This is a genomic window from Streptomyces niphimycinicus (assembly GCF_018883605.1).
GTDB lineage: Bacteria > Actinomycetota > Actinomycetes > Streptomycetales > Streptomycetaceae > Streptomyces > Streptomyces niphimycinicus.
The window spans coordinates 1-12,781 of the sequence record NZ_JAHLEM010000532.1 but is presented as its reverse complement, the minus strand read 5'-3'; the positions used below and the strand labels follow the sequence as shown (position 1 = coordinate 12,781).

The following is a 12,781-nucleotide window of genomic DNA, read 5'->3' as shown; positions in this document are numbered from 1 at the left end:
TGGCGTGTGCGCAGTCGGTGCAGCTCCCACCGGGAGAGCGCGGTCACCGACAGCGGGCCGCCGAACAGGGAGCAGAGCTGGGCCCACAGGGGCCCGCCTGGCATGCCGCTCCCGGTCAGGTTGAAGACGGCGGTGATCCAGACCATCACCACGGTGATCACGGCCGGCAGTGCGGCGTGCACGTAGGTGGTGTTGAAGGCGGAGCGGGCGACGTAGGCCGAGGCCAGGAAGAAGAACGGCGGCCGCCACAGGACGAACGCCGGCGGCCACGAACAGCCACACCCCGTGCAGCCCGTGCAGCAGCGTGGTGCCCGAGATCACGTATACCGAGGCGGCGAGGGCGGCCACGACCAGGACGTACCAGCCGACGGTCTTGGCCGGGACGCGGAGCCGGGAGCGTAGCAACCGTCGCCGCTCGGCGGGGGCATAGCGGATGAAGGCAGCGATCACCACCGGTCCGGCGATGATGAGCAGGACCGGCGTCACGATGAGTTGGCCGAGGCTCTCGCCTGCCTGGCCCTCCAGATCGTCGTCCGACCCGTACGTGTAGTAGAGCGCGAGCGTCGCGAGGACGCCGAGTACGGTGCGGGTGATCTGGACTAACACCGTGTCCTACATGGTCAGTGGTCGTTGGCCGAGTATGGGGAGTGGACGGTGGGGATGGATCGTGCCGGTGGGGTTGTGGGAGATCGCCAGGCCGTTGCTGCCCTCGGCGCGAGTGCGGCCGCAAGCCGGCGGGGTGGCCAACATCGATGACGAGGCGGTGTTCGCGGCCATCGTCCATGTGCTGGTCAGCGGCTGTGTCTGGCGGGCTCTGCCGCCCTGTTTCGGTGCCTCGAAGTCGACGGCGCACCGGGGGGCGAACACACAGGTCCGTCGCCCGTGGACCGGGGCAAACCGGGTTCCAAGATGCACGTCCTGTCGGACGAGGCCGAAGAGCCGGCCGGGCGCCGGTAGTCGGCTTTCAGCCGTGCGGTACGACGGCCACGGGAACGGTGGAGTGGTGGAGTACCGCGTGGGTGACCGGGCCGATGTGGGTACTCAGTGCGGAACGGGGTGCCCTACGGCCGGCCACCAGCAGCCCTGCCTCGGCCGTGGCCCGCAGCACGGCCCCGGCCACGAACGCGAGATCGATCGTGCGTTCCACCGTGACTCGCGGGTACTTCTCCCGCCACGGTTCCAGGGCCTTTTCCAGTTCCCGGTTCACCTGGCCCTCCAGGTCACCGTGCAGGTAGCCGACGGGTCCCGTGGCGAGGCCGTACCCGTAGTCGGACGACGGCAGCTTGCGGACGTGCACGGCCCGCAACGTCGCCCCGCGTGCGGACGCCGCGGCGAACGCGAAGTCCAGCAGCGGCCCGGGGGCCTCCCTCAGGTCCTGGAGCGCGACGACGACCTCGTCACCCGGCCGCTCGGCGGTGGACTGTTGGTTCGTCCGTACCATCACCACCGGGCACGTCGCCCGGGCGAGGACCTGCTGGCCGACGGAGCCGAGCAGGAAACCGGTGAGGGCGCTGAGCCCGCGCGAGCCGAGCACCAGCATCTCGGTGCCCTCCGCCCGCTCCAGCAGCGCTGTGACGGCCGTGGTGGGCACGTGCTCGGCGGTGAGCGGAAGGTCCGGATAGCGGCCGCTCAATTCCTTCTCGACATCGCGCAGGATGCGCTGCGCCCAGTGCCTCACGGTGTCCTCGCTGTCCGGGGCGGGCAGCTCGCCGTTCTGCCAGGGCCAGGCGTGGACGAGGCTCAGCGGCAGTTGGCGGCGCTGGGCCTCGCGGGCCGCCCAGTTGGCCGCGGTGAAACTCTCGGGGGAGCCGTCGAGCCCGACGACGACGGGGCGAAACATGACATGTACCTCCGCGCGTGAGGGGGCGGGCAGCGGGTGTTCCGCGCCGGGGAGATTCATCGCTCGACGGTCGTCGTGCGGATGTCGGATTTGCGCTTGGTGGCCAGGTCCGAGCGCAGGGAGAGACAGGTGTACGTGGGGTGCTCCCCGGTGCCCCTGGCGAGCCGCACGCGTCCGCAGCGTGCCCGGAGCCAGTGTCGGCGGGGCGGAGGCGAGGACGGTGTGCGACACGACATGGATGGTCTCCCTTCGAAGGACGGGCCAGGAAGGTGTCGGCTTCGCGGCTGTCTCTCGACGGGGCGTCAGGTGTGCGCGATCACCGTCACCGGCGCGGAGGAGTGGTGCAGTACGGAGTGGGTGACCGGACCGACGCGCGGGCCGGGCCGCGGGCCGTGGGTGAAGCGGCCGACGACCATCAGGGCGGCGTGGGCCGATGCGTCCACCAGGTGCTCCGCGGGGCTGCCGGCCACGGCCTGCTCGCTCACCGAGACGCCGGGGAACTTCGTCCGCCATGGGCGGAGCACGTCAGCCAGCTCGCTCGCGACCTGAGCTGACGCTCCGGTGCCTGAGGGGCTCGGGTAGCCGGAGGCGGGGGGCGGGCTCCATCCGTGGACGACGCGCAGTGCCGCCGCCCGGCGGGCGGCGGCGTCGAACGCGAACCCCAGCATCTGGGCAGCGGGCCGCCGGAGGTCGAGCCCCAAGACGACCTCGCGGCGCGCGCGGGCGGCAGAAGCGGTGGTGGCCGGTCCGGTCCGGCGGTCGCCCCTGCCGCCGGTCGGTACCAGGACGACAGGGAGCTCGGCCCGGGCCACGATCGACAGCGCCACGGAGCCGACCAGAATCCCGGTGACCCTGCCCGCGCCCTGTGAGCCGAGAACCAGCAACTCGGCGTTCTCGGCGGCCGCCAGTAGCGACGCCACCGGTTCGCCGGCGAGCTGCTCATGGATGATCCGCAAGCCTGGGTGGTCGCATCGCAGTCGCGCCGCGGCGTCGCTCGGCAGGCGCTTGGCCCATCGGGTCAGTGATTCGACTCCGGTGAGTGGCCCGTAGCTGAACGAGTGCCAGTCCAGCGCGTGGACGAGGCTCAGCGGCAGCTCGCGGCGCTGGGCCTCGCGGGCCGCCCAATCCGCCGCGGCGAGGCTCTCGGGTGAACCGTCCAGGCCGACGGTGACGGTACGGGGCATGGCGCGGACCTCCTTATGGGGCGCGCTTCAACCATCTCGGCGGAGACGGGGTCGCGGGATGGGTCCCAGGTCCTCTGAGCGCGGCCGACCGGCCCTATACCGCGCCCGCCCGCGGTTGGCGCGGCCTCGTCGCTGTGGTGGGACCGCGGTCCACGGCGCCGGCCGGTGCGTGGCGTCGGGGTCATCAGGCCCCGGCCCATCGACTGGGCGGGTGCGTTCGCGGTCTTCGCTTGCGGGGGAGTGCTGCTCAGCGCGCCGGGCCTGCTGACGGTGAGCCCCAGCCTCTTCCTCCTGACGTACGCCCAGCCGCTGCGCGGCGGCCCCGGCGTTCCTGGTCCCGCTGTTCCTGGCGCCGAGCCGCTTCCCGGTCACGGACTGACGCCCCGGCCCGCGGTCGTACCGGTCAACTTCGGCCTGGACGGTGACGCAGCGGTGCTGCCGCGTACGTCGGCGTCCTCCGAGTCGGCCCGCGCGGTCGACACGGCCGCGCACTCCGGCCGGCGCGGCATCGCCGGAGGAAATGGGCCGACCGGCCCTGTTCCTTCGGCCCGAATGCGAGAAAGATCTCGGTTCGGTGCCCGATCCCAACACGATCGAGCACCGAGGGAAGGCGGAACCAGAGGGAGTATCCATGGCGGACAGCGAGCGGCCCGGCCCCGGCAACCCCACCCGGGTCTTCCTGCTGGACGACCACGAGGTGGTACGGCGTGGTGTGCGCGACCTGCTCGACGACGAGCCGGACATCAGCGTGGTCGGTGAGGCCGGGACGGTGGAGCAGGCCCTGGTCCGCGTCCCCGCGCTGCGACCGAGGGTGGCTATTCTCGATGTTCGCCTGCCCGACGGTGACGGCGTGTCCGTGTGCCGGGAGTTGCGCTCGCGCGTGCCCGAGCTCGCCTGTCTGATGCTGACCTCCTTCGACGACGAGGAGGCCCTGCTGGACTCGATCATGGCGGGTGCCTCGGGGTACGTCCTGAAGCAGATCCAGGGCTCGGACCTGGTGTCCGCGGTACGCACCCTGGCCGACGGCCAGTCCCTGCTCGACCCGAGCGCCGCCACCCGGCTGATGGCCCGGCTGCGCGGCGGTCAGCAGCAGGAGGAGCCCGACGCTCTGCCCGGCCTGACGCAACGGGAGCGCGAGATCCTGGCTCTGATCGGCGAGGGGCTGACCAACCGCCAGATCGGCCAGCGGCTGTACCTGGCCGAGAAGACGGTGAAGAATCACATCTCCCGTCTGCTGGCCAAGCTCGGCGTGGCACGTCGTATCCAGGCCGCGGTCATCGCCACACAGGCCCAGGATCGGCAGCGGCGGGAAGCCCGCTGAAGACCGGTGCCGATGGGGCCGAATCCCGGATTGCCGAAGCGGCTTCGACCGGCTTGGGGAGCGCGCGGGGGACGAGGTGCGCCACGACTTCTCGACGGACTTCCTCCGCGCTCTCCTCCGTCGCCTTCCGCCCCGCTCAGACGGCGCTGCCGGCGCCGCACGGGGCGTAGAGGTCCAGCAGCCGGCCCCTGGCGGAACGCAGGCGGTGGGCAAGCACTTCGCCGACCCACTGAGTGACGGCCTGACCGAGAGCCGGGTCGTCCCGGCACATGGAGCGGACAGTCGTGGCATCGAATTCGTAGGCCCGTACGGGTGTTGTCGCCGTGGCGCCCAGATGCCACACATGCGGTGCGAACAGCCAGGACCAGCCGACGAGTTCGTTGGGGCCCAGAGCCTCTACGACGGCGGTACGCCGATTGGGCACCCGCGTGTCGAGCTCGACCGAGCCGGTGCGGAGGATCCAGAACCGGTCCGCGCGCGCAGCTTCGTCGAAGAGACGAGTCCCCTGCGGGAAGGACACCTCACGGGCGAAGTGCATGAGCCGTTGCCGGTGATCGGCGGGCAGCGCGCGCAGCATGGTGGGGGTGTTCATGACCTGCCTCCCGGACGGGGTCTGAAATCTGCCGCTTCCAGCGTGTGGCAGCGGCCGGGCCCGGACGAGGGGCCATCCGGTCCGTACGGCGGGCCGCCCGGCCCCGTCGCGGGGTCGGTCACGCCACGCACGGATGACGTCGGCGAAACCCGCACGGAGCAACGGCTCGTGACGCCTGCTACGGGGGCGATGGCGTCTTCTCCAGCCGGTAGCCGGTCACGAACTCGGCACGGATGCGGACCACGTGCTCCATCTCCGTGTTGATCCAGGGGGTGAGCTCGGTGCGGTAGCGGGCGAGCGTTCTCGGGTCCGTGACGCGGCTCGCGGTGCCGGTGACCATCACACTCCAGCCGGTGTGCGTGGCCTCGTCGATGTGGTCGGCCTCGTACACCACCACCTCGGTCGCCGATGCGGTGGCCAGGAGCGCGGCACCGGCGTGGGTGCGGATGACGATGTCGCCGTCGTCGTTCACGAGGTGGTTGACCGGCCGGATCACCGGGAGCGCCTGGTGGGTGAAGCCCACCCGCCCCATGGACACGCCCGTCAGCAGCGTGATTGATTCCTTCCGGTCCAGCTCGACCATTCGGGTGGCGGGAACGGGAGGAAGGGGCTGAACGGTCATGACGGTTCCGGGTGAATGGTCCCGTGCACGGCCCCCCGCGGCCAGATCACCTCGACATCGACCCCGTGACTGCGCGCGTAGGCGACCAGATGCGCCGTGACGTCACGGCCGTTGGACGGCGAGCCGTCCCATACCGCGAGCACGTGGGCGCAGTGGCGCAGCAAGCTCTCGTCCGCGGTCACGCACGAGCCGCGGTCGCCGGGGTCGTATTCCACCAGCCGCACCTGCTCCGACAGCAGCAGCAGTTCGCCGGCGGCCTTGCGGTCGAGCTCGGCCAACTGGGTGGGCACGCCGTTCCGCGACGGCAGGACCGTCACCAGGGCCAGCCCGGCCTTACGGGTGGCCCTCCCAAACGCCGTCGGCAACCCCTTTCCGGCCCGGACCAGACCGGCTCTGCCCGCCCGGGCGAACTCGGCCAGCCGCGAACGCAGTTCCTCCTCCACCAGCACGAGCGTCGACGCGCTGAGATCGGGATGTCCTACGACGGCGATCATCCCTGACCGTCCTTTCTCCCCACCGCCCACTGGTCTGCTTGATCGTCTCCGGGCCACGGCATGACGCGCCAGAGCCGAGCGGAACGAGGAAAGGGCCGGTCGGTCCTTGCGGAAGGGGAAGCCGACGTCGCTCTGGTTTCCGCCGGTCCGCGCGCGAACAGCCGCGCCTCACGCCCACCTGGGCCGACGGGCCTCGCCATCAAGGAAGTTCGGCCCTGTTCGGGACCGCGATAGCACCGGCACGATCGATGTGCCGGTGCTATCCACACGACGGACCCCGGCTGCGGCGGTGAGCGCCGCTCCCTCCATGTGCCCGCACTGCAGAGGAGAGCCATGCTTTCGTTTGAGTCGGAGGCTGTCATCCGCGCCACGCTGCCCGTGGTCAGCGAGGCCCTGGACGAGATCACGGCGCGTTTCTACGGCACCATGTTCGCCGAGCGGCCCGAGCTGCTGGACGGAGTGTTCAACCGCGGCAACCAGGCCAGCGGCGACCAGCGCAAGGCCCTGGCGGGATCGATCGCGGCCTTTGCCCAGGCGCTGCTGGCCGACGCCGACACCCGCCCCGACGCGCTGCTGTCCCGGATCGCCCACAAGCACGCCGCGCTCGGCGTCACCGAGGACCAGTACACGATCATCCACCAATACCTCTTCCGCGCCATCGGCGACGTGCTGGGCGAGGCCGTCACTGCGGAGGTGGCCTCCGCCTGGGACGAGGTGTACTGGCTGATGGCCGGTGCACTCGTAGCCCAGGAGGCCCGCCTCTACCAGGAAGCCCAGGTCGACCCGCGGCACCCGTGGCGGCAGTGGACCGTCGTGAAGCGGCGGGAGGAGACCCCGGACGTGACCTCCTTCCTGCTGTGCCCGGCCGATGACGGCCCGCTGCCTCCTGCCCGTGCCGGTCAGTACGTCAGCGTCCGGGTGCTCATGCCCGACGGAGTCCACCAGACCCGTCAGTACAGCCTGTCAACGCCCCGGGCGACCGGCTGCGGCGCATCACCGTCAAGCGCGTGGTGAGCATGGCCGGCGCCCCCGAGGGCGAGGTGTCCAACCGGCTGCACCGCACCGTCCGGACCGGCGGCGAACTCACCCTGTCGGCACCGTTCGGAGACGTGGTCCTCGATGACACCGACACCCCGCTCGTGCTGGTGTCCGCCGGCATCGGCTGCACCCCCATGGTCGGCATGCTCGAACACCTCGCCGCCACCGGTTCGGCTCGTCTGGTCCGTGTCCTGCACGCCGACCGCGCTCCGGCCGACCACGCCCTGCGCGCCGACACCCGCCGTCTCGTGGCGCAGATCCCCGACGGGTGGGCGGAGTTCTGGTACGAACGGGATGCGGCCGAGGAAGCCGGTGTGCGCACGGGCCTGATGGACCTCGACGGCCTGGACCTGCCCGCCGGCGCCCACGTGTACCTGTGCGGCTCGCTGCCCTTCATGCGCGCCGTCCGGGCCCAACTGCGCCGGGCCGGTATCCCGGCACGCCACATCCGCTACGAGGTCTTCGGCCCCGACCTGTGGCTGGCCCACGCCGAGGGCTGAGACGCCCGGCAGGAAGCAGGCCCCGGCGATGGTGACGGCCCAGACCATGGCGCAGTAGGGGCAGAGCAGGCCGGATCTCGGACGGTGACAGGTAGATCAGCCAGCGCACGAACACCACACAGGTTCCGGCGTTCTGGGTCGGCCACAGCATCCGGTGCAGATGGGCCCCGGTGAGCACGGCCGGTCCGAGGACGGCGATCCCGGTGAAGGCGACACTGTTGGGAAACGGGGCTGTTTGATCGTGCGTCCTGTCGCCGTCAGGCGGCAGGACGCAGTGCTCCGAGGCGTGAGACGCGGGTTCCGGCTCGGGGATTGCCAGCGTTCCAGGCATCGAGGCGGGTGAGGTTCATCGCGGCGGCGGCGAATAGGTGCAGGTGTGTCTTGTCGCGGCCGCGATAGCGGGACCGGCGCAGGCCGAAGGCCCGGACGCCCTGCGTCGGCCCGCAGCGGGCCGAGGAGCTCGACGCCCAGGTCACGGCGGGCGGTGACAAGGTTGTGCCCGTCGATGTACGCCAAGACGCTGCCCCCCCCGGACTGGACATGACGCTGCCACGGCCGGCAGCCAGCCGACGCGCCGGCTCGCCTGTCCTGGGCGGGCCGGTTTGCAAGGCGCGGGTCTTGGCCGGGGGCGCCGGTGATCTCCGCCCAGGTCGCCACGGGGTCGCCGAGGCGGCGGCGCGCCTCGCGCCACGGCTTCAGCAGCGCCCCCCGCGCGCGTACGGGTAGCGGACCCGGCTGGGCGAGTAGGCGTACCAGGAGAACGACGCGTCGCGTGGGCAGTCCCGCGGTTCGTCCCCGGGGCAGTCCGTGCCGATCGACGGGTAGTCGGTGGCCTGGTGCTCCCAGTTGATGATGCCGTCCTCGACGCACACCGTCCACGAACAGGAGCTGGTGCAGTTGTCGCCGTGCCTGGAGCGCACGACCTTGTCGTGCGCCCAGCGGTGCCGGTAGAACCCCTCCCACTTCGGGTCGCCCCCACCGAGGACGGGCCGCCCGGTCCGGGCGCCGACCGCCCTCAACCTGCCTAGCCTCCAACAGACTTGAGCCAGGGACCCTTGGCCCATATCGATGGGCTCATTGGCCGTCGCGCCGGGACCGCCCGATGCCGGACGCTGGTTGCCGACCGACCCGGAGATATCCCGTGTGCCACCGCACCGAGCGCCCGTTCGGCTGCCTCCATCGCCGTCCCCCGTGGCGGGCGCCGCGCACGGGCCGGACCGGTCTGTCCGGCCGCCCGCCACGTCTGCCCTGACTCCCGGGCGGCCGGACGCACACCGCGCACCAATCCCGCACGGAGGACCCGGTGATCGGCGCATGAGTGATTCGCTGACAGCACCAGAACGTCGCGGACAAGCCGTTCATCGTGATCTGGGGGTCCACGCGCGCCTGCCCCCTGGCCTGCCCGCACTGCCGCGCCGAGGCTGTGCCCGACCGCGACCCGCGGGAGCCGGACACCGCCGCCGTGCAGGACCTGCTCCGCTGTTCGTGGTCAACGGCGGTGACCCGTTCCGGCGCTCCGGCCTGACAGAACTGATCGCATATGGCAAAGAGACGGGCGTGCGCGTTTCCGTGTCCCTCTCTGCGCACCCCCACGCTCACCCCCGACCGTCTGCGCAACGTGCACCAGGCGGGCGCGGTCGGGCTCTCGCTCAGCCTGGACGGCACTACGGCCGAACAACCCGACGGATTCCGCCGTGTGCCCGGGGCATACGGCTGGACCCTGGACGCCTGGTACACCGCCCGCGCCCTCGGCCTGAAGGCGCAGATCAACACCCAAGCTCGGGCTTTTCGTTCTGGTCATGCTTGCCGCGGTCGGCCACGGCGTCGCATCCGCCAAGGGACGCCCCGGATTGGCCCGGGACGCTTGCCGTCGGTTCGCTGGCCGGTTCGCTGGCCGTCGTCCTGCTCGCCACAACCTGCCCGTCACTTCCCTTTGGGCGCTTGCCCGTTGCGGCACGGTCAGTCCGTGCCGCGCGTGCCGGTGATCTTCCGGCCGGTGACCATCTCGGACTCGATGCGGACGAATGCCTCACCGCGCCTGATCGCCCAGGAGCGCGGGCCGACCCGCGACAGCCGTTCGTATTCGGCGGGGTCGGTGACCCCGGTCGCCCGGCCGGTGACGACGACGCTCCATCCGGAGCGGGTCGCGGCGTCGAAGTCGTCGGCTTCGAAGGCCACCACGACCCCGTCGATGGCGCGGACCAGACCCGAGCCCGCCGAGGTGCGCAGGAGCACGGAGGAGCCCGTGTCCAGGAAGAAGTTGACCGGGAGCACGGCGGGCAGCGCCTGCCGGGTATACACGACACGACCGACCGGCACCTTGGCCAACAGGCGCAGGCACTCTTGCCGATCGAGCAGGCGAAAGCCTTCGTTGTGGAACATCAGTCCATGCTGCCTTCCACGGCCGGGCCACTGTTAGGGCCGTAGGGCCTCTGCCCGTTCACCCGCTGTTCCAGCCGGGGTGGTGCGCGGACCACCTCGCGCCGAACCTCGTGATCCGGCCGGATGGGAAATCGGGAACCGCCGGGCCGGATGGTGAGGCCGAATAGCCCACCCTTGGCGGACTTGACCTGCGGACAGTGGCGGTAGGCCACTGAGGTTTCTCAGGGGATTAATCTCCGCGAGTCTTTCCCGCCGCCTTGGCTTCGCGGACCACCGAGCAGTGGGAGGCCATCGAGACAGTCCGTGTGCGTGTCGGTACCCGCATGCCGGAGCCGTCCCCGTGGCCTGACGGTTCCTTACTCCCTCCGCCCCGCAACCTCGACCGGCCGACGGTGCGCGCCGCCCGGCGCCGGAACCGCATGCGCACCGCTGTCGGGCCGCTCCCCGGGGTACCGTCGATCCGCGTCCGTGCGTCGGGCATCCTGGTATTCGTGGCGCGAAGGAAAAGGGGAGCAACTGTGGTGGACGAGTGCGGCCAGGAGCCCCGCGCTGCCGTGGTGTCCGGGGCCTTGCCCCAGTTGCGTCTGGATGAGCTGCTGGAGGGCCTGCAGCAGCAGGTGGCGCAGGTCCGGGCAGCACGCGACCGTATCCACACGCTGTTGGACGCGGTGCTCGCGATCGGCTCCGACCTGGAGCTGGAGGTGGTGCTCCAGCGCATCGTGGAGTCAGCCGTCAGTCTGGTCGACGCGAAGTACGGGGCGCTCGGCGTCCTGGGTGAGGAAGGCACGATCAAGCAGTTCCTCACCGTCGGGATCGACGAGAAGACCATTGCGGGAATCGGTCACTACCCGCGCGGTGAGGGCATCTTGGGGCTGCTGATCCGCCACCCGGAGCCGCTGCGTCTGGCCCACCTCGCGCAGCATCCCTCTTCGGTGGGATTCCCGTCCGGGCACCCGCCGATGACCAGCTTCCTCGGCACCCCGATCAAGGTGCGCGAGCAGGTCTTCGGCAACCTGTACCTGACCGACAAGCAGGGCGCCGCGGAGTTCGACGCCGATGACGAGGCGGTGCTGCGCACCCTGGCCGCGGCGGCCGGCGTGGCGATCGACAACGCCCGCCTGTACGACGACGCCCGCCGCCGGCAGCGCTGGCTGGCGGCGAGCAACGAGCTGACCCGCAGCCTGCTGTCCGGAACCGAACCTGCCACGGTGCTGGAATCCTTCACCGACAGCCTGCGCGAGATGGCCGGCGCGGACCTTGTCACCCTGGCCATCCCGGTCGGCGACAGCGGCGAGCTGGTCATCGAGGCAGCCTCCGGAACTCGCGCGGAGGATGCGCGCGCCCTGGTTCTGGGCGCCACCACGTTGGCCGCGAAGGTCTTCGCCTCCGGGGAGACCATCACCAGCGACGCGGTCAGCGCCGATCCGCGCGCCGCCGGTGGCAGCGCCGCGATCGTGGAGCTGGGCCCCGCGTTCCTCGTCCCTCTCGGCACCCGCGACCATGTGCGGGGCGTGCTGCAGGTGGCCAACGTACCGGGCGGCCCGGTCTTCACCGACGCCGTCATCGACATGGCGATCGGGTACGGCAACCAGGCGGCGCTGGCGCTCGAGGTCGCCGAGCACCGGCAGGACGCCGATCGCATGCTGGTCCTCAACGACCGTGACCGGATCGCCCGCGACCTGCACGACCTCGTCATCCAGCGGTTATTCGCCGGGGCGCTGACGTTGCAGTCCACGCTCGGCCGCCTCGCCGACAGACCGCAGGTGGGCGAACGGGTCCAGCGGGTGGTCGACGACCTGGACGGCACCATCAAGGTCATCCGCTCCACCATCTACTCGCTCGGCGAGCAGGAACGGTCCCGGAGCGAAGGGCTGCGGGCCCGGTTGGTGGCGGCCATGGAGAGGGCCACCGAAGCCCTGGGCTTCGCGCCCGCACTGCGCATGACCGGCCTGCTGGACACCAATGTCCCCGCCGGTCACGCCGAGCACATGCTGGCCGCGGTCGGCGAGGCACTGTCCAACGCGACCCGGCACGCCCAGGCCACCGCCGTCGACGTCAGCGTGGACGTCACCGACACGGCGCTGCGGCTGAAAGTGGCGGACAACGGCCACGGCTTCGACCCGGCCGTCACCCGCCGAAGCGGCCTGGCCAACCTTGAGCAACGCGCCGAGCACCTGGGCGGCTCGTTCTCCCTCTACCCGAACGAGCCGAACGGCACCGTCGTGGAATGGGCCGCCCCTCTGCACGCCGCCCCGTGAATTCCGGCCGCTCTTCGGGCAGGACTGGGCCGCGCGCACCGGCGACCCGGTGCCGGGCGGGATGGCTCACCACAGGTAGCCGTAGCCGTACGGGGACCCCTCGTACGGGCGGCCGTAGTCGGTGCGCCTATCCGCGCGGCCGAACAGCGTTGTCAAGCTTACGGCTACTTGCGCCAGCCACTGCCCTGCCCGCCGTTTCCGGCGCTTCAGCCGGTCGTGTTCCCGGCAGGCCCGGGGAACCAGGGTGGTCGGCCTGAGCACTCGGCAACGCGCGGGCCGGCAATGGCTGAGGAATTCTTCCCACGGAGCCTCTGCGCACGGATGGCGAGAGCTTGGGCACTCAGATGCTGTTGGCGATGCGCTCGTGGTCCCGTTCGCCCTCGCGGGTCTGGATACCAGCGGCGAGCAGTTTGTGGGCGAGCTCGGTGACCTCATCGCCGAACGCCGCGAACAGGCCCTCGTTCTCAACGGCGTACGCCGCACGCGGAATCGGCTGCGCGACCGTGTCGACCGCGGCCTTCGTGATGGAGATCACCTCCGGCCGGAGGCC

At 71.1% G+C, this 12,781-nt stretch carries 8 protein-coding genes and 6 pseudogenes; 4 read left to right on the top strand and 10 right to left on the bottom strand.

The window, feature by feature from the left end; genetic code table 11:
- Positions 1-182, bottom strand: a pseudogene (locus KN815_RS50955) (hypothetical protein); the annotation flags it as partial.
- Positions 183-640: 458 nt separating this feature from the next.
- On the opposite strand from KN815_RS50955, the pseudogene KN815_RS35230 reads away from it, so the two are divergent.
- Positions 641-927, top strand: a pseudogene (locus KN815_RS35230) (transposase); the annotation flags it as partial.
- Between the two features lie 37 nt (positions 928-964).
- On the opposite strand, the gene KN815_RS35225 reads toward KN815_RS35230, so the two are convergent.
- Positions 965-1,840: a universal stress protein gene (locus KN815_RS35225; protein ID WP_216345914.1), complete on the bottom strand. Its 876-nt coding sequence runs from the start codon at positions 1,838-1,840 to the stop codon at positions 965-967.
- 302 nt (positions 1,841-2,142) lie between these two features.
- The gene (locus KN815_RS35220; RefSeq protein WP_216345913.1) at positions 2,143-3,024 is read right to left on the bottom strand and encodes a universal stress protein; all 882 of its coding nucleotides are present in this window, start codon (positions 3,022-3,024) and stop codon (positions 2,143-2,145) included.
- Positions 3,025-3,655: 631 nt separating this feature from the next.
- Here KN815_RS35220 and KN815_RS35215 point away from each other — a divergent pair.
- Positions 3,656-4,345: a response regulator gene (locus KN815_RS35215; protein ID WP_216345912.1), complete on the top strand. Its 690-nt coding sequence runs from the start codon at positions 3,656-3,658 to the stop codon at positions 4,343-4,345.
- A gap of 136 nt (positions 4,346-4,481) precedes the next feature.
- Here the strand turns inward: KN815_RS35215 and KN815_RS35210 are convergent, their stop codons facing one another.
- The 3 genes from KN815_RS35210 to KN815_RS35200 all read right to left on the bottom strand — a co-directional run bounded on the left by KN815_RS35210 (position 4,482) and on the right by KN815_RS35200 (position 6,053).
- Entirely contained in the window at positions 4,482-4,937 is a 456-nt protein-coding gene (locus KN815_RS35210) for a Crp/Fnr family transcriptional regulator (protein ID WP_216345911.1), read from the bottom strand.
- 178 nt (positions 4,938-5,115) lie between these two features.
- On the bottom strand, positions 5,116-5,559 hold the full coding sequence (locus tag KN815_RS35205) for a pyridoxamine 5'-phosphate oxidase family protein (RefSeq protein ID WP_216345910.1): 444 nt from the start codon (positions 5,557-5,559) through the stop codon (positions 5,116-5,118).
- Positions 5,556-6,053 (bottom strand): hypothetical protein, encoded by a 498-nt coding sequence (locus KN815_RS35200; RefSeq protein WP_216345909.1) that lies wholly within the window; start codon positions 6,051-6,053, stop codon positions 5,556-5,558. The genes KN815_RS35205 and KN815_RS35200 overlap by 4 nt, the downstream gene beginning before the upstream one ends.
- A gap of 333 nt (positions 6,054-6,386) precedes the next feature.
- Here KN815_RS35200 and KN815_RS35195 point away from each other — a divergent pair.
- Positions 6,387-7,591 (top strand): annotated as a pseudogene (locus tag KN815_RS35195) (globin domain-containing protein).
- A gap of 257 nt (positions 7,592-7,848) precedes the next feature.
- Here the strand turns inward: KN815_RS35195 and KN815_RS50950 are convergent.
- From KN815_RS50950 to KN815_RS35185, 3 genes and pseudogenes are all read right to left on the bottom strand, one after another.
- Positions 7,849-8,025 (bottom strand): annotated as a pseudogene (locus tag KN815_RS50950) (IS5/IS1182 family transposase); the annotation flags it as partial.
- A 184-nt stretch (positions 8,026-8,209) separates the two neighbouring features.
- Positions 8,210-8,655, bottom strand: a pseudogene (locus tag KN815_RS35190) (nitrate reductase subunit alpha); the annotation flags it as partial.
- An 895-nt stretch (positions 8,656-9,550) separates the two neighbouring features.
- Complete coding sequence (locus KN815_RS35185; protein ID WP_216345908.1) at positions 9,551-9,973, bottom strand: pyridoxamine 5'-phosphate oxidase family protein; 423 nt, start codon at positions 9,971-9,973, stop codon at positions 9,551-9,553.
- Between the two features lie 521 nt (positions 9,974-10,494).
- On the opposite strand from KN815_RS35185, the gene KN815_RS35180 reads away from it, so the two are divergent.
- Positions 10,495-12,231 (top strand): sensor histidine kinase, encoded by a 1,737-nt coding sequence (locus KN815_RS35180; RefSeq protein ID WP_253209430.1) that lies wholly within the window; start codon positions 10,495-10,497, stop codon positions 12,229-12,231.
- Positions 12,232-12,571: 340 nt separating this feature from the next.
- On the opposite strand, the pseudogene KN815_RS35175 reads toward KN815_RS35180, so the two are convergent.
- A pseudogene (locus KN815_RS35175) lies at positions 12,572-12,781 on the bottom strand (enoyl-CoA hydratase/isomerase family protein); the annotation flags it as partial.

Coding starts and splice junctions, on each gene's coding strand:
- KN815_RS35225 (WP_216345914.1), bottom strand. CDS start 1,840: ATGTTTCGCCCCGTCGTCGTCGGGCTCGACGGCTCCCCCGAGAGTTTC.
- KN815_RS35220 (WP_216345913.1), bottom strand. CDS start 3,024: ATGCCCCGTACCGTCACCGTCGGCCTGGACGGTTCACCCGAGAGCCTC.
- KN815_RS35215 (WP_216345912.1), top strand. CDS start 3,656: ATGGCGGACAGCGAGCGGCCCGGCCCCGGCAACCCCACCCGGGTCTTC.
- KN815_RS35210 (WP_216345911.1), bottom strand. CDS start 4,937: ATGAACACCCCCACCATGCTGCGCGCGCTGCCCGCCGATCACCGGCAA.
- KN815_RS35205 (WP_216345910.1), bottom strand. CDS start 5,559: ATGACCGTTCAGCCCCTTCCTCCCGTTCCCGCCACCCGAATGGTCGAG.
- KN815_RS35200 (WP_216345909.1), bottom strand. CDS start 6,053: ATGATCGCCGTCGTAGGACATCCCGATCTCAGCGCGTCGACGCTCGTG.
- KN815_RS35185 (WP_216345908.1), bottom strand. CDS start 9,973: ATGTTCCACAACGAAGGCTTTCGCCTGCTCGATCGGCAAGAGTGCCTG.